Origin of the sequence: Lentilactobacillus fungorum, from assembly GCF_016860605.1 — a bacterium.
GTDB classification, from domain to species: Bacteria; Bacillota; Bacilli; order Lactobacillales; family Lactobacillaceae; genus Lentilactobacillus; species Lentilactobacillus fungorum.
In genome coordinates this window covers 103,458-119,892 of record NZ_BNJR01000004.1, presented here as the reverse complement: position 1 = coordinate 119,892, position 16,435 = coordinate 103,458, and the positions used below count along the sequence as shown (strand labels likewise).

The window sequence follows — 16,435 nt, the reverse complement described above, 5'->3', positions numbered from 1 at the left end:
TCTAGGCTAGATTACCTACCAATTTTCAACTATAATAATCTTATTTGAATCAACGAAACAACTGCACCTCATTATTTGACCACAAGGACTGAAACACCTGGTCAATACTACTTTCTGAAATTAGCTTTTGTTTCGTCTATTTGCCTTAAGAATGAAGGAAAGAATCCCAATGAAACGACTCAAAGATAATCAAAGTTGGCTTATGACGACCTTGGTGATTATCATCACGTTCGCGGTGCTTTTAGTCGCACTTTATTCCAATTCTGTCATCGTCAAGGTCAACCAACTCAATATTCGAAGCGGACCGGCTGTCACCTATTCGGTCAAAGCAAAAGTTGCCCAAGGAGAGCACCTTCAAGTCATTAGTAAAAAAGATGACTGGCTAAAAGTCATCTATAAGCATCGTGTCATCGGCTGGGTTGCTTCTTGGCTGGTAACCAATCCAGATATTAAAAACGTCACTCGCCTGTCAGAAGCGACAATTGTCTTGGATCCTGGTCATGGCGGTAGTGATACTGGCGCACTAGCTGCTAGTGGCCAGCCCGAAAAGCGGTATACTTTAGCCGTTGCCAAACTGGTCGCCCAAAAGTTGCGGGAAAAGGGCGCTAAAGTTATCATGACCCGTGATCAGGACAAAACCGTTTCACTGTCTGCCCGTCCACAAACCGCTATGACCGCTTCTGCGAACGCATTTATCAGTTTTCATTTTGATTCGTCGGATGAAACCAATACGGCATCTGGTTATACTTGTTACTATTATCATGCTGGTGACTCCAAACGCTTAGCCAAGGCAGTCGATTCTCAAATGACTAGTTTGCCACTCACTAATCGCGGGGTTTTATTTGGTAATTTTCTGGTTATTCGCGATAATTCGGTGCCGGCAATTCTAATCGAAGGTGGCTATCTTAATACTGAGAAAGATTTCAAGCTCATTCAAAGCAAAACTTACCAAGAAAAATACGCCAATAACGTCGTTGCCGGCTTATCGGCTTACTTTAAACAACAACGTTAAGAAAGGAAACCTAATCTATGTCACTTAGTAAAGCTTGGCTTCAACAATTGCCAATTAATCAAGTCGAAAAAGTTAAATCCGTTTCTGGCGGCGACATTAATGAGTCATATAAACTAGAAACACCAACTACTCAATATTTTATGAAAGTTCAGCCCAATCGCGGCAAAGCTTTTTTTGCTCACGAAGTTGAAGGCCTCCATTTGTTGGGCCAAGTTGCCAATGTGCCCCAAGTGGTCGCTAGCGGCGAAGTCGGCAATGATGGTTTTTTACTTTTAAACTGGATTGATACGGGGCAAGGCAGCCAATTTGAACTTGGTAAAATGGTTGCCAAAGTTCATCAACAGCATGCTGAAAAATTCGGCCTTGATCATGACTTTATGGCTGGTAAGCTGCCTAAGGATAACACTTGGCAAACCGACTGGATCACTTTTTATCTTGACCAACGGCTTAACCCCCTCGTTAAACTGGCAACGAAAAAAAGCCGCTGGAATGATTGGCGACAATCTCAATTCCAATCAATGAGCGACCAGTTCAAAAAATATTATTCAACTCACCAAGTCGTCCCAAGCTTACTACATGGCGATCTTTGGTCAGGCAACTACTTATTTACAGCGGACGGGGAACCCATGTTAATCGACCCGGACGTCTTTTATGGTGATCGAGAACTGGATATTGCCATGACGACACTTTTTGGCGGTTTCTCCCAAGAATTTTACCAAGGCTATAATTCAGTCTACCCACTCACGATTGGCGTTGACAAACGACTTGGCTGGTACCAGCTTAATTATTTACTTGCACACCTAAACTTGTTTGGCGAAACCTATGGCCCCATGGTCGATCAAATTCTAAGGGCTTATTAGTGCTTAGTTAACCATGATATCAAATCAGCCATTGCGGTAATCCGAATATCTGGATTGCCGGAATCCCCAATGATGCCGTCTGGGTCAAACAAACAGGCAGCAATATTGGCATTATGGCCGGCAGCAATGTCTAATTTGCGATCTCCAATCATCATCGCTGCCTTCCTATCTACGTGATGTTTCTGAATTAAATAGTTGATTGATTTGGGGTCGGGCTTTCTCGGCAAATTCAAATCAGACGTCACATAGTCGGAAAAGTACTGGGTTAATTTAAATTGCTCGAGCAAAGCTTTGGCTTGGTCATCACGATGGGTTAACAGGTAGTTATCACCACCTAATTGTTTAGCTAATTTTAAAACTTCGTTAACATCAGCAAAGGGTTGGGCAGCCGCCACTAACTTTGTCTGGTGTTTTTTATTTAACCGCCGCAAACTCGCTTCATTAATTCCATAAAAAGCCGCACTTTTTCGAATTGCCGTGCCAACATCGTGTTGCCGCATGGTCAAGTAAATGTCGTGTTCATCAATTTCAACTTCATCAATGTTTAAGTCCGTTAATGCTTGTTTGAAAGCCTGAACCATTTTTGGGTACGTGTTGAATAGTGTCCCATCGAAGTCCCAAAATAATTGATTGATCATAAAAATAGTGTCCTCCTTTTTAAATGAGCCGGGCAAAATAGGCCGAAACTTCAAGTATTTATTAAATATCCGAACTGTATCATTTCAGCTTAAAAAAATCAGGCTGACAGAGCCACTTTTGCTTTGTGAACAGTTGGCGTACATAACCCCTTACGCTTGGCTCAATAAAAAGGCCTATCCATCAAATTTTAATTGCCAACATATAAAGCTGGCTTATGGATAAGCCTTTATTAAATGCGATTTTGCATTATTGATTTTCAGTATCAAATAGGATGGTGACCGGACCGTCGTTTTCCAAGTCAACCTGCATATCTGCTCCAAAAACACCGGTTTGAACTTCCAAGCCCGCATCCCGTAACGCTTGATTAAACTGTTCATAAACTTTCTGGGCATGCTCAGGTTCACCAGCATTCACAAAGCTCGGTCGATTTCCCTTTTTAGTATCCGCGTATAGGGTAAACTGTGAAATTGAGAGAATCGATCCACCGACCGTGTCAATATCAAGATTGAGCTTGTCGTTGTCATCTTCAAAGACCCGCAACTTATGAATTTTATGAGCCAAGTAGTTAATTTCATCTGTGCCGTCACTATCTTTAACGCCTACCAGCAGCATAAAGCCCCTGCCAATTTTGCCATGAAGAACCCCGTCAACTGAAACTGAGGCCCGATTGACCTTTTGCAACACAATTCGCATTTTGCCGACTCCTTATCTAAATTTACGCTCAACCAAATAAACGTCCCGGACATTCTTAATCGCGTTGATTAACCGTTCAAGCTGTTCTAAATTTCGGACACCAACGAGCAAGCTAATCGTCGCCATTTTATTGTGATCCACTTGACCATTGACCGATGAAACTGTTTTGGTAACGTTATTAACAGCTGTTAAAACGTTCGTCAATAGGCCAGCTCGATTATAGCCTTGAACTGATAAACTTGCCTCATAAGTGGTTCGTTCAGCCGGATCATTAGCCCAAGAAACTTCAATTAACCGTTCACCATTTTCTTCTGCCTTAACAATATTAGGACAATCAACCCGATGAATGGAAACGCCGCGGCCCTTTGTGATGTAGCCGACAATTTGATCGCCTGGAACTGGCGTGCAGCAGTGGCTGAGTCGAACCAATAAGTTGTCGACGCCTTCAATGACGATGCCATTGGAAGACTTCTTGGCCTTTTTCTTACTAGTCTCACTATTTTCCGTAATAGTTTGATGGCCTTCCAAGACTTCTTTTTCGGCTTGATCTTGCCGCTCACGTTTTTGTTGTGCCCGAACGTCTTCAGTGAGTCGGTTAACAACGCCGGTCGGCTGAACATCGCCAAAGCCAATGGCTGCCAACAAATCATCAGCATGTTGATAATGCATGTTTGTCGCGGTCGTTTCTAATTTAGCAGGTGTCATCACAGCGTGAGAATCAAAGCCTTCTTCTCGCAGTTTACGGGTGATCAGTCCACGACCATCTTCAATGTTTTTGGCCCGATCTTCTTTTCTAAAGTACTGTTTAATTTTATTTCGGGCCCGCCTTGTATGAACGAGCGGCAACCAGTCTCTGCTTGGGCCAGCCGAACTAGTCGAAGTAATAATATCGACAATATCACCGTTTTTAACTTGATGGTCTAACGGCACAATCTTGCCGTTTACCCGAGCCCCCGTCGTATGATTACCAACTTCCGTGTGAATCATGTAAGCCATGTCAAGCGGTCCAGCGCCCTTTGGTAGTTCGTAAACATCTCCTTTAGGTGTAAAGACGTATACATGATCGCCAAATAGTTCCCCTTTGACGCTGTCCATAAAGTCGGCCGCGTCATCAGTATCTTCCTGCAGTTCGATAATCTGTTTGAACCAATTGAGTTTATTGTTATCCTGAGAGGCTTTAACTTCACTTCGAATTCCCTCTTTGTAAGCCCAGTGAGCAGCAATACCAAATTCAGCTACCCAGTGCATTTCTTCAGTTCGAATTTGGACTTCCAAGGGCTTGCCTTCCGGGCCGATAACGGTCGTATGCAGGGATTGATACATATTGGCTTTTGGCATTGCAATATAATCCTTAAACCGGCCGGGCATTGGTTTCCATTTGGAATGAATCGCTCCTAACACGGCATAACAATCTTTAATTGACTGAACAATCACCCGAATCGCAAGTAAATCGTATATTTGACTAAATTGTTTGTGCTTCTCAACCATTTTGCGGTAAACCGAGTAAATGTGCTTCGGCCGACCATAAATTTCGCTTTGAATATCTAAATCAGCAATGGCGCTGCGAACCTCTTTGATGGCCTTTTGGATATAATCCACCCGCTGGTCTCGCCGCGAATTCATTAAATGCACAATGCGGTAGTACTGCTGTGGATTTAAATACCTCAACGAAATATCTTCTAATTCCCATTTGATAGTCCCAATTCCAAGTCGATCAGCAATCGGGGCATAAATTTCCAGGGTTTCTTTGGCAATCCGCCGACGCTTATCTGGTCGCAATGATTTTAATGTCCGCATATTGTGAAGCCGATCTGCTAGTTTGACAATCATTACCCGAATATCTTTACACATTGCCAACAAAAGTTTTCGATGGTTTTCAGCTAAACGTTCCTGGCTTGATTTATATTTGATTTTGGATAATTTGGTGACACCATCGACAATTAAAGCGACATCATCACCAAAAAGCTCCCTGATGTCACTCAGTTCTGCCCCAGTATCTTCAACGACATCATGTAAAAAGCCAGCTGAGACCGTCTCAGGATCCATATGAAGATCTGCTAAAATCCCGGCCACCTGAATTGGGTGCGTAATATAGGGTTCTCCTGACTGACGCTTTTGGTCGCGATGGGCAATTTTTGCAAATTCATAGGCTTTTTTGACCTGCTTCACGTGGTCGTCATTCATGTACTCAGCTACTTTGTTAATGACGTCATCTGCAGTCCATATTTTAGTTGCCAATCATATCAACTCTTCTCTAAATCTTCCCACCAAAGGGATTATAAATGCAATTACTCATATTTTATCATGATTCGCGGGTTTGTTCAGCTTACCGGCTAATTCCGTCAACACCGAACAGGCAGCCAGAAAATAGAGTGGCGCCGTTTCGGTTCGCATGATTCGCGGTCCCAGCCCCATCGGAATGAAACCATTTTGGCTTAATTGGTCAATTTCTGTCGGCGAAATTCCCCCTTCAGGTCCAAACACGGCCACAATTGATGCACCGGGTTGACTTCCTGCCACTAATTTAACCAAGTTGGCAGCTTCACCGGCTTTAGCCGATTCCTCATACGCAACCAATTTTAGGTCAAACGGGTCGTTAAATAACGCGGCCAGGTTGTCCAAATACTGAACCGTTGGCACAACGTTTCGGTGGGACTGTTCAGCAGCACTTAGCGCAACTTCTTGAAGCCGCTTGATTTTCTTGTCGCTTTTTTGCGCCCACTTAACAACCGACCACGCCATTGGTACAAAAATAAGCTTGCTGGCCCCCATCTCCGTTGCTTTTTGAACAATCAACTCCGGCTTATTACGCTTGGACAAACCGCTTACCACGGTTACTGATACTGGCAATTCAACGTTGACCGCTAATTTTTCAATGATCGATACAAAAACGGTTCGATCAGCAATGCGATCAATTTGGGCTTTGAAAACGACCTGTTGTGACGAAACCAACTCGACTTCATCACCCACTTGACTACGTAAAACTCGGTCTAAATGGTGGCTAATTTCGGCTGGTAATCCAATCTGATCGCCAGGGGTCAATGTTCGATTTAAAAAATAATGCTGCATGCTAATTATCTTCCTTTGGTTTTTGAGCAATCACGGCGTACCAATCTTTCATCTTCAGTGACTCGACCACACCAAAGCCGCCATTGACTAATGCCTTTTTGACAAGCTCATATTTAGCTTTAATAATACCAGAAGTCAAGAAATAACCACCGGGCTTCAAATTTTCAAACGCTTGCGGCACTAAAGGCACAATAATTTCTGCTAAAATATTTGCGATCACGATGTCGACTTGCTCATGGATGCCACTTAACAAATCATTTGCAGCAACTTGCACGTCCTTAGCAATTGGATTCAGTTCAAAGTTCTTCTGGGCCGACTGGACGGCTACTTCATCAACGTCAAATGCTTGGACATCAAAAGCCCCCATCAATTTGGCGGCAATACTCAAAACGCCTGAGCCAGTGCCAACATCAATCACTGACTCACCACCACGCATCACCGTTTCGAGGGCTTGCAATGACAGTTGAGTGGTTGGGTGAGTACCAGTACCGAAGGCCATTCCAGGGTCTAGTCGAATAAGTTGTTCTGCCTTATTTTTTGGCTGATAGTCTTCCCAACTAGGCACAACGGTTAACATTCTGGTAATTGAGACTGGATGATAGTACTTTTCCCAAGCTGTTCGCCAATTCTCGTCTTTGACAGCATTAACGTTCACCTCAGCCGGCCCTGGATTCAAGCCGTATGATTTCAACTGCCGAACCTGCGCGGCAATTTCGGTTACTTGCGATTGAATGTCTTGACTATTTGGATAGTAAGCCGAAACAACCGCGCCCTGAGTAATATGCACTAAATCGGCTGGATCCACGATTTCACCATGATCTCCATATCGGCCGGCTTTGAGTTTATCAAAGTCTTTGGCATCTTCAATTGAGACCCCAGTTGCACCTCTTGTCATTAAAATATTTGAAACTGCCTCAACAGCTTCACTACTCGTCATTACTGAAACTTCTGTCCAATCCATTTGCAATCCCCTTTGTTGATATTCGATACAAAAAGAGCACCCTACTTGGATGCCCCATCAGGTACTTGATGTTCTTGTTTGGCTTTAGCTTCCCGAGCGCGCACTTTGGCTTCATGTTTTAGAAGATGCCCTTCTAAGTATTGAAGTAGTTCGGATTCGGTTTGAAAAATCCGGGGGTGTTTTTGTTTATGAAGCCGCAAGTCGATTTCATTGATTCGCTGCCGACCAGTCCATTTATGACTATAACGAATAATCAGTCGGTTATCCAACCGATCCCGGCCAAAACGAAAAATATAAATGTTATCCGGTGTGAGCAAGGGGCGAATATACTCTTTTTTGTAAAAATAACCATTTTTTCTGAGATATTGTTTTGTTCTACTTAACAATCATAAACACCTCCTCGCCTAATAATTTTATAATTAATCTCAAATCGAATAAAAAACGAATTAATATATATAATAATTGAATGCAATCGAAAACGCAAACATTTTGTTGATAATCTTGCTTGCGTTAACCAATCTAACTAGCATATGATGAAAGAAAGGAGTTGAAGATCCATGGAATTATTTCGCATTCGTTTCATCAATAAAATTAGGCCGGATACCATTGAGATCCGTTATCGAGCAGTGCTTGAAGCCCCTTCTAGCGACACAATCTTTGAGGGGCACCAGTGCTTTAATCGTCATCATCTAGACTACACGATCCTCAAAAACGGCGAAGTCGCCTTACGCGCCATTACAAATATTTTTTCCGCAGTCCCAAAAGATTTTGTCCTCGATAAAGTTAGTTTTGAACAATCTCATGATAAGAGCATTTTACAAGTACCCACCAAACCGTTCTTTGATCAATATATTATTCAAAATCACCAGCTGGATCGAGTCATTCGAAAAACAACCGATGATGATCAAAGCCTAATTGAAACCAAGTTAATTACCGAATTACGTATTGGTTGAGAATAAGTCGTTAGGTTAACTCGTTTTAACGTATCCGGCCTATTTTTTATTTTACCCTAATCGTTTCAAAATCTAAAATAGCTCACTTTTACTTAATGAATTTTAAAAGATTGACAGTATGTGTCAACTGACATATACTGGTTATGAGAAAAGTGACTTTTATACAATATAGGTAATCGGTCGGGGAATTGATAATTTAATTATCAAAATATAACCGGTTCCGGGTAAGGAATATGAACGTTAGGGATAAAATTCAAGTGATTATTGACAGTGATGACAGTGCTTATCAGATTCAGCAGTTAACCGGCGTTAATTCTTCAGTGATTATTAGACTGCGGAATAATAACCGTTCAATTGATAATTTATCGCTGCGCACCGTCGAGAAATTAGAACAATATTATGATTACCATCTTGCCCCAATGAAGGGTGTTTCAACGAGTGTTCAATTATCGCATTTTCGTCATCGACTCATTAACGTGTTACAAGAGTTATATGAGTTTGAACAAGAAAAGGTCGAAAAACTAGATGCCCCTGCCGACGAACCCGCGATAGCTTCCACGATTGAACAACTATTTAATGACATCTTAGCAGACCAATTAGAGATTGAAAAGCTAGAGAAAATTTATCATCAAAAACTAAACAAGAAGCCCACCGCAAAGTCATAATGGTAGGTAAAGAAAAACGGGATGTGGTCAGCTGATCAGTTTCCTGCTTTTTTTATTATTAAACAGTACCTCTTAAATGAAATATGTAAAATATGAAGGGTAATGATGATAGCTGTGGTAGGAACAAAAAATTATTAACGCCAAAGTTTAATCAAACAGTACGGTGGTAAACATCATAATCCTCGAAGATCCTGAGATATCGAGGTGCCTAAACACCTCCAGATCTGTTTTGAAAGCCTTAATTTTCCGATAACTCCTTCCTTCGTTGTTCAAGCAGTTCTTCAAGTTCTCCAACATCTTCAAACATGGCATGTTTTTTAATGAAGTTTCTTGCCGTACTTCGATAACGCAAATACCGTGCATGTTCAGGATTCTTTTTCTGCCAGTTTTTGTTCCACTCTGTTCGATCATTTTTCATCATGATTTAAACTCCAAACTATATAGATTGTTAAAATTGCTGTCGCCAATTGCTTGTACTACCCTAAAAACAGCCAGCTCAATATTAAGGCAATTACAATCAACAGATATTTAAGATTTTTCATATTATAAGGTGTTAAAATATGGTTACAGGAAAAAGGGTAAAGCCCCTAAATCCTATTTCTTATTTTTCTTTTTGAAATCCTCGATCATGAACCTTATCAACGTGTAGATTGCCAAGAATCTATGAATATATCGGGGATTTCTTTTGCTGTTTTTAACATCTTAACATCCTTTCCCCTCTTTCCATGCCCTGAATATCACTATGTCTTGAATTCCTTAGATCAGTAATCCTTAACTTTGCAACAAAAATATCTATCTTTGATAATTATCAAAACACACGGTTCTCTTAAAAAATAAAAATGCCTCATATGCTTTAGTCGTCAAGTTAAAGTGCATCAGACATTCAAATACATAATATATAGTTAGTAACTTAAGTTGCTGGCTTTTTTATTATTCATAAGTCATTAGTACAAGCTTCAAAACTTCTTTGAAAGTTTCATTGGGAAAGCGTTCGATAAAACTAATATCTCGACTACTTGGATCAATAGATCTTTCTTGATCAGTTAAAACATAGTCTTTCACTTGCATCCCTTTTAATAATTTTACACGATTAACCCAAACCATAAATTGTAATAATATGTCGACTTTTTACTATTTTGTATTATACATGTCTTTTTAAACTACAAAACGTGGTAATATCAAGATAACAGAACTGAGGCGATCACGTGTTTAAGCGACCTTAGAAACTGCAAGCAATGAGTCAAAGTTATTTCGTAAAAGCTCTTTCTGTATTTCGATAAATTATTGGTAGTTAGGAAGTTGGAAGATCAGAGCCGGATACTGAAATGTTATTAACAATTGCTAACTACTTTATGGTTGCAACAGATTATCCCTTGGATCACAAAGTGGATGACGGTCTAAGAGTAGCTGCTCATAAGGATCTAATTTAGCACCCAAGCGACAAAAAGGTATCAGATTAAACAGACATAATATCGGAAAGAGCACGAAAAAAGACTAATGTGAATAGATGATATTGAACGGTTGATGTCTCAACAGCTCGCAGCCAGCTCAGTTATCAATTCGAACACATACCATATGGACTACGAGGGTTAACCATTGGCAATCAGACCACTATTAGTTCGGATATATTAAAAACAGAATGGCTTTATGAGAAAATTGGCCATGTATTTGCATCAGTTATACCACATAGCTGATAACATGGTGCAGGAGAAGCGAACTCGATACTGGGGAATGGAGCATCACGGATCAAGGAAACGGTTAGACAGTCTTGCAAGATTTGGTGTAGATAATGATTATGAACTCGCTAATGACTTAGGCGTTCAAACTGATTATCTTCACATGGTTGGGGTTATGTACGGATATCATTTTAAAGACATTTGTTAATTATTGGAGGGAATTATGAAATTTAAGAAGTCGCTATTGTTGGGAGTTGCTGCATTATCACTTGGTGCTACTACATCATCAGTACCTTTAGCCGCACATGCCTATACTACTTACCAAACTGTTCCAAGGGCTATACGCGGATACTACATTGGCAACTGATACATGGCTAAGATTACTCGTGGATATGTCTCAGAAGGTGGCCCCCAAGCTGATATATACTCGTACAAAGTTTTACGTGTCAATCAAAGCGGACATAATTATCGCATCCACAGTAAGTTTACATTAGGAAATACCACATATTTCACGCTTAAAATTCGTCATGTTTCGAAAAACAAGCTCAAATTTAAAGGAATGCCGATTCTCCACAAGGTAAGTAAGAGCCACTATTACTGGTATGCAAATCATGGAGTAACAGGATAAATTTAACATCGATTTTGTGTTTAATTGGGAGGAAATCATGAAAGTAAAAAATAGTATTTTATTGGGGATCACGGCACTGTCTCTTGGCATTAGTGTTTTTATAACTAACGTAGCAGCGGCTAATTGGGGATATGCACACTGGGTAACAATCCGACGAACTACTTACGTATACAAGACTAAAATTGAAAAACCAATGTCCAATAGTTATACAGTAGCAAAATATAAAATGCACCCAGGCTACCACGTAAAAGTTCGTCAATCGTGGGTCTTTCCTTGGGTGGCTGAAAGTGGCAGATTTAATTCCGGAACCCACTATGCTTATGTAATTGAAAGAAGTGGGCACTCGTGGTTTAGGCAAGGGATACACTAATTTGACTGAAAGAAAGGTCATAGCTATTAAGGAGGAACTCATGGAAGGAAAAGTCATTAGAATTTTAAGTGATACAGAATTATTAATAAATCTAGGAAGCAATGATGAGGTACGTTATGGTCAAGAATTTGAGATTTACGAACCGGGAGAAGCGGTCAAAGACCCTTCAACTCACGAATCTCTTGGAACCTTAGATTACATAAAAGCAAAAGTTGAGGCTACAGAGGTTCATGAAGCGTTCTCAGTTGTAAGTCACATTACAACCGATACAGAAACAATTTCTAAGGGTGGATTAGCTGCGTTTGCTCAGTCATCTCGTAAGGTTACAACGCGAACTGTTCATTCTTTGCCCATCAAAACTGACCAAATAAAACCCCGGAATGTAAAAAATAAAGAGATACAAATCGGCGATCCGGTAAGAAGTGTGTAATATTGACTTATTTATTCGTTTACAGTAAACTTGAGGAAATGAGATGGTTGGTAACCCGAAACGGTAAGCCGACTAGAGCAAAGGGCATTTCTTCAAGCATAGTTGAAGAAGTGCCTTTTCTCTATCCTTTATTCGAAGTTTCATTGAATGTGTTTCTACCTGATAAACCATTCAAAACCTATTCTCAGCAAATTGAAATTTTAAAGAAGCGCAATCTTATCATCGATGATACAGAATATGCTGAGCATCTGCTTAAAACTTACTCTTATTATGATCTTGTAAATGGTAACCTGGACAAACTCATGGTACACAGACACCCAGATAAATTCCAAGATGGCATATCCATTCAGGATTTGGTCAAAATCCGCGTTACTGAAGACAGAATTAAATCAATCTTTTTGAAACAAATATTAATGATTGAAAAATCTTTTAAGACTAGCTTGTCTTACTATATTTCAAAGAACTTTGGAGTCGATAGCCATTCCGGAGGATATCTCACTAAGAGGCATTATAGCAATGCTAGAGGAGATATCGTTTCTAAAACCATGAAAAAGCTGAGAAACATTCGTGATGGGAAGGTTCAAAGCCGTCAAGGGAACCCCATAATTTATTACAGAGAACACCATAACCACATCCCACCATGGATCCTAATAGAAGAACTAACATTAGGGCAAACAATTTATTGGTATAAATGTCTTAAAGCTAATGGCAAAAAGACACTCGATGATGAGCTCCTTCATCTTCCCAGCGGTTTATCTCAGGATCAGATAGCCAACCTTTTCCTAGATTCAATGAACGTTCTTCGTGAATTCAGAAATTTTTTTGCTCACAATTCTGTATTAAGCCACATGCAGAGTAAAACGGAGCTAGATTTAACATTATTTATACGGCCTCATGAAGACGAAATCAATCTCGTATATAATATTCCAAATAATTTATCTAACTCTCATAACTTAGTGGCATGTTTTTTAAGTATCTTGGTTTTATCAGAGGACTTTGTACAAGCTCAAATTTTTATTAATGAGTTGAAACAAACCATGGATTTATTGACTACTGATGATGAAGCTAAATTTATTTTTGAAAGTATTTTCCACCTTCCCATACCACTGATCGAAAATGGAGAAAAGTTTATAAACCAGCTTCCAAAATTCATTTAAAAAATAATGTGGCCTATAAAGTGTCGAAATTAGCTTATTCATCTCGTTCTACAGCAAAAACCATTTCGAGGCCAACTTAGCCAGCCCTTCACAGGGCTTTTATTTAACAAGATAAAAGAGCATACGTTCTATTTATATTCAATATTCTATACTCTATGTATGAAGAAAGGAAGATTATTATGTCTCGTGATGGCTATTATTACTATTCATTTGAAATAGGCCGCAAAGATGGCAAGCGCCGCCGTGTCGAGCGCTCGGCTGGCAACTTTCAAAGCAAACAGCCGAGAAGTTGCTTAGACAAGCTCTCAGTAAATATGAAAGTGGTGGTCAAGTCCCAGTTGAAAGCAATATGAGCTTAGAGGAATATTTTCACTTCTTGACTTCTTGTATGAAAATTACGTGGTGACTAACCTCAAAGAAAATAATCAGAAGAATTATCTGGGTATTTTGGATAACCATCTCATCCCTAAATTTAGGATCCACAAAATCAAAAGTATCAATCCGACCATGATCCAGGCGTATTTGAATGAGCTTGGAGACTCATCCTTATTTAAGCACACCTATGAGATTATTCAGACGGTCTTACGAAAAGCCTCTAAGATAGCGGTGTTTCCATATCAGCTGATCAAGCAAAATCCCACCATCTACACCCAATTCCCTCAATACATTGAAGATCGAACCTATACCCGGGAAAACTGAAGATAATCTCAATGGAGCAGTATGAACAGATCCTGTCAATTACCTCTAAAGCTAATCCAATCTATGTGCCGATTCAAGTTGCTTTCAATACTGGTATGCGACGCGGTGAAATTTGCGGGCTACAGTGGGATTGTGTCAACTTCGATAAGCAAACCATTCAAGTTAAGCGAAATATGCAGCAGTATGGCAAAGCCGACTGGAAACTGAAGACGCCAAAAGCCAGGCAGGCTATCAAACGATTGTGATTGATCTGACCCTTACCGGTATTTTGAAAGAGTAAAAGAAACACCAGACGGAACAGCGGTTGCGATATGGCGAATTTTATTTCGAATCAAATTTTGTGTGCACAAAAGAAAACGGGAAACCAGTTCTCCCCGAATTCCATCAAAATACTACTGTACAGAAATTCAGAAAAAGCTTGGTTTTCCGTTTAGTTTTCACTCGTTGCGACATACTCATGCCACTATGTTACTGGAAAATGGTGCCAAGATGAAGGAAGTTCGACACCGTTTAGGCCACGCAAAGATTACCACGACGATGGATACCTATTCTCACGTCACCCGAAAGATGCAAAACCAGACTGTTAATATCTTCGAAAAGATGTTGAAGCAATCTAAAGAGAACGGCTAAAACTTCCGACATTCAAACCTTAGGTAGGAAAATGGTAGGAATTTGGTATCTTTTAGTAAGTAGCCGCAACCCCCAAATCCTTATTTATCGCCCTTCTCCTCCTCATCCGTCTGCAAAACGGCCATGAAGGCTTCTTGGGGAATATCGACCTTGCCAACGGCTTTCATTCGTTTCTTACCAGCTTTTTGCTTTTCGAGGAGCTTCATTCTTCGAGTTCGATCGCCACCATATAATTTGGCGGTCACGTCCTTTCGGTAAGCCTTGATATTGGTTCGAGCAATAATCTTAGCGCCAATTGCTGCTTGCACTGGGATTTCAAAGTTTTGCCGGGGGATAATATTCTTTAAACGACCAACAATATCACGAGCCCTTGTTGCCGCGAACTGCCGGTGAGAAATAAAGCTCAGCGCATCTACTTGTTCACCATTCAATAAAATATCAATCTTTACCAAATCACTCGGACGATAATCTTCTAAGTCGTAATCCAATGAGGCATAGCCTTTGGTACTGGATTTTAATTTATCAAAGAAGTCAAAAATGATTTCTGATAATGGCATATGGTAGACCACGTTCACCCGGTACTCATCCAAGTATTCCATGGTCTCAAATTCCCCGCGCCGTCTTTGGCATAACTCCATGACTGGCCCTACATAATCGTTAGGCACCATGATGGTCGCCTTCACATATGGTTCAGAGATTTCCTTAATCGCAGAAACTTCCGGCATCTCGGAAGGATTTTCCACGTCTTTGACTTGCCCATCCGTCATCGCCACCTTATACGTCACAGAAGGGGCCGTGGTGATCAGCTCAAGGTTGAACTCTCGCTCAAGCCGTTCTTGGACAACATCCATGTGAAGCAAGCCCAAAAAGCCGCACCGGAAACCAAATCCCAAAGCTTGAGAAACTTCTGGCTCAAATTCCAAGGCAGCATCGTTTAACTTGAGCTTTTCAAGGGCTTCTCTCAAGTCATCAAACTTTGCATTGTCGGTTGGGTACAAGCCAGCATAAACCATCGGATTCATCACGCGATAACCTGGTAAGGCTTCGTCTGCCGGATCGTCCGCATTTGTCACCGTATCCCCCACTCGAGTTTGCGTAATATCTTTAATACTAGCCGTAATGTAGCCCACATCGCCAGACATGAGATAACCTCTTCTAACCGGTTTAGGCGAGTTAACACCAACTTCTGTGACCTCATATTCACTGCCGCTATTCATCATGCGGATCTTGTCACCAGGTTGGACAGTGCCTTCAAATAACCGCACGCTTAAAACAACGCCTCGATAATCATCGTAAACCGAATCAAAAACTAGCGCTTTAAGTGGCCCGGTCACGTCTCCAGCCGGTGCAGGTACCTTGTGGACAATCTGTTCCAACAACTTGTCAATACCAATTCCCTTTTTAGCACTGGCCAGCACCGCGTCGGACGCATCAATGCCAATCACATTTTCAATTTCGGTTCGGACTTTTTCGGGTTCGGCAGATGGCAAATCAATCTTATTAATGACCGGCACAATCTCCAAATTGTCGTCAATCGCCAAGTAAACGTTAGCTAACGTTTGGGCCTCGACCCCTTGAGCGGCATCGACGACTAAGACAGCCCCCTCACAAGCGGCCAGGCTTCGAGAAACCTCATAAGAAAAGTCAACGTGGCCTGGGGTATCAATTAGATGAAATTCATAGTCATGCCCGTCTTTGGCATGATACGTGAGTTCAACGGCATTTAATTTAATCGTAATCCCTCGCTCACGCTCCAAATCCATATTATCCAACAACTGATCTTTCATGTCCCGCTTAGCAACCGTATCTGTCATTTCGAGAATTCGATCTGCAAGCGTCGATTTCCCATGGTCGATGTGAGCAACGATGGAAAAATTGCGAATATATTTTTGATGTTCCTTCATTTTCTGTAAATCCATGTTGTGCTCTCACTTTCATTCATAGTTACACTTTATTATACCAACCATTCCAGTGTAAATGAAGATTAACCAAC

At 40.8% G+C, this 16,435-nt stretch carries 18 protein-coding genes; 10 read left to right on the top strand and 8 right to left on the bottom strand.

Annotated features, from left to right (window positions below; all coding sequences use genetic code 11):
• Positions 1 to 169: 169 nt before the first annotated feature.
• Both YK48G_RS00695 and YK48G_RS00690 read left to right on the top strand, forming a co-directional pair.
• The gene (locus tag YK48G_RS00695) at positions 170 to 1,012 is read left to right on the top strand and encodes an N-acetylmuramoyl-L-alanine amidase family protein (protein WP_203628787.1); all 843 of its coding nucleotides are present in this window, start codon (positions 170 to 172) and stop codon (positions 1,010 to 1,012) included.
• 17 nt (positions 1,013 to 1,029) lie between these two features.
• Complete coding sequence (locus YK48G_RS00690) at positions 1,030 to 1,872, top strand: fructosamine kinase family protein (RefSeq protein WP_203628786.1); 843 nt, start codon at positions 1,030 to 1,032, stop codon at positions 1,870 to 1,872.
• On the opposite strand, the gene YK48G_RS00685 is transcribed toward YK48G_RS00690, so the two are convergent.
• The 6 genes from YK48G_RS00685 to YK48G_RS00660 form a co-directional block, all read right to left on the bottom strand.
• Entirely contained in the window at positions 1,869 to 2,510 is a 642-nt protein-coding gene (locus YK48G_RS00685) for an HAD-IA family hydrolase (protein ID WP_203628785.1), read from the bottom strand. The two genes, YK48G_RS00690 and YK48G_RS00685, sit on opposite strands and share 4 nt — an antisense overlap.
• A gap of 247 nt (positions 2,511 to 2,757) precedes the next feature.
• The gene (gene dtd, locus YK48G_RS00680; protein WP_203628784.1) at positions 2,758 to 3,204 is read right to left on the bottom strand and encodes a D-aminoacyl-tRNA deacylase; all 447 of its coding nucleotides are present in this window, start codon (positions 3,202 to 3,204) and stop codon (positions 2,758 to 2,760) included.
• A gap of 12 nt (positions 3,205 to 3,216) precedes the next feature.
• Positions 3,217 to 5,388 carry a RelA/SpoT family protein gene (locus YK48G_RS00675; protein ID WP_284692007.1) on the bottom strand — a complete coding sequence of 724 codons (2,172 nt, stop codon included), beginning with the start codon at positions 5,386 to 5,388 and terminating at the stop codon, positions 3,217 to 3,219.
• A 108-nt stretch (positions 5,389 to 5,496) separates the two neighbouring features.
• Positions 5,497 to 6,273, bottom strand: a complete 777-nt coding sequence (locus YK48G_RS00670; RefSeq protein ID WP_203628782.1) for a 16S rRNA (uracil(1498)-N(3))-methyltransferase — start codon at positions 6,271 to 6,273, stop codon at positions 5,497 to 5,499.
• Between the two features lies 1 nt (position 6,274).
• Positions 6,275 to 7,234, bottom strand: a complete 960-nt coding sequence (prmA, locus tag YK48G_RS00665; protein WP_203628781.1) for a 50S ribosomal protein L11 methyltransferase — start codon at positions 7,232 to 7,234, stop codon at positions 6,275 to 6,277.
• Between the two features lie 41 nt (positions 7,235 to 7,275).
• A complete protein-coding gene (locus YK48G_RS00660; RefSeq protein ID WP_203628780.1) occupies positions 7,276 to 7,620 on the bottom strand; it encodes a hypothetical protein in 345 nt (114 codons plus the stop codon).
• 171 nt (positions 7,621 to 7,791) lie between these two features.
• Between YK48G_RS00660 and YK48G_RS00655 the strand changes: the two genes are divergently transcribed.
• Both YK48G_RS00655 and YK48G_RS00650 read left to right on the top strand, forming a co-directional pair.
• Positions 7,792 to 8,187, top strand: a complete 396-nt coding sequence (locus tag YK48G_RS00655) for a hypothetical protein (RefSeq protein WP_203628779.1) — start codon at positions 7,792 to 7,794, stop codon at positions 8,185 to 8,187.
• Positions 8,188 to 8,420: 233 nt separating this feature from the next.
• The gene (locus tag YK48G_RS00650; protein ID WP_203628778.1) at positions 8,421 to 8,852 is read left to right on the top strand and encodes a hypothetical protein; all 432 of its coding nucleotides are present in this window, start codon (positions 8,421 to 8,423) and stop codon (positions 8,850 to 8,852) included.
• Positions 8,853 to 9,090: 238 nt separating this feature from the next.
• Here YK48G_RS00650 and YK48G_RS00645 read toward each other — a convergent pair whose 3' ends face one another.
• Entirely contained in the window at positions 9,091 to 9,273 is a 183-nt protein-coding gene (locus YK48G_RS00645; protein WP_203628777.1) for a hypothetical protein, read from the bottom strand.
• Between the two features lie 1,920 nt (positions 9,274 to 11,193).
• Between YK48G_RS00645 and YK48G_RS00640 the strand changes: the two genes are divergently transcribed.
• From YK48G_RS00640 to YK48G_RS13455, 6 genes are all read left to right on the top strand, one after another.
• Positions 11,194 to 11,526 (top strand): hypothetical protein, encoded by a 333-nt coding sequence (locus YK48G_RS00640; RefSeq protein ID WP_203628776.1) that lies wholly within the window; start codon positions 11,194 to 11,196, stop codon positions 11,524 to 11,526.
• Positions 11,527 to 11,566: 40 nt separating this feature from the next.
• Positions 11,567 to 11,956: a hypothetical protein gene (locus tag YK48G_RS00635; protein ID WP_203628775.1), complete on the top strand. Its 390-nt coding sequence runs from the start codon at positions 11,567 to 11,569 to the stop codon at positions 11,954 to 11,956.
• Positions 11,957 to 11,958: 2 nt separating this feature from the next.
• Complete coding sequence (locus tag YK48G_RS00630; RefSeq protein WP_203628774.1) at positions 11,959 to 13,113, top strand: Abi family protein; 1,155 nt, start codon at positions 11,959 to 11,961, stop codon at positions 13,111 to 13,113.
• A 399-nt stretch (positions 13,114 to 13,512) separates the two neighbouring features.
• Complete coding sequence (locus YK48G_RS13465) at positions 13,513 to 13,812, top strand: tyrosine-type recombinase/integrase (protein WP_308440154.1); 300 nt, start codon at positions 13,513 to 13,515, stop codon at positions 13,810 to 13,812.
• An 11-nt stretch (positions 13,813 to 13,823) separates the two neighbouring features.
• On the top strand, positions 13,824 to 14,057 hold the full coding sequence (locus YK48G_RS13460; protein ID WP_232365232.1) for a tyrosine-type recombinase/integrase: 234 nt from the start codon (positions 13,824 to 13,826) through the stop codon (positions 14,055 to 14,057).
• Positions 14,058 to 14,154: 97 nt separating this feature from the next.
• Complete coding sequence (locus YK48G_RS13455) at positions 14,155 to 14,442, top strand: tyrosine-type recombinase/integrase (protein ID WP_232365231.1); 288 nt, start codon at positions 14,155 to 14,157, stop codon at positions 14,440 to 14,442.
• A gap of 80 nt (positions 14,443 to 14,522) precedes the next feature.
• Here the strand turns inward: YK48G_RS13455 and lepA are convergent, their stop codons facing one another.
• Positions 14,523 to 16,361 carry a translation elongation factor 4 gene (gene lepA, locus YK48G_RS00620; RefSeq protein ID WP_203628773.1) on the bottom strand — a complete coding sequence of 613 codons (1,839 nt, stop codon included), beginning with the start codon at positions 16,359 to 16,361 and terminating at the stop codon, positions 14,523 to 14,525.
• Positions 16,362 to 16,435 lie beyond the last annotated feature (74 nt).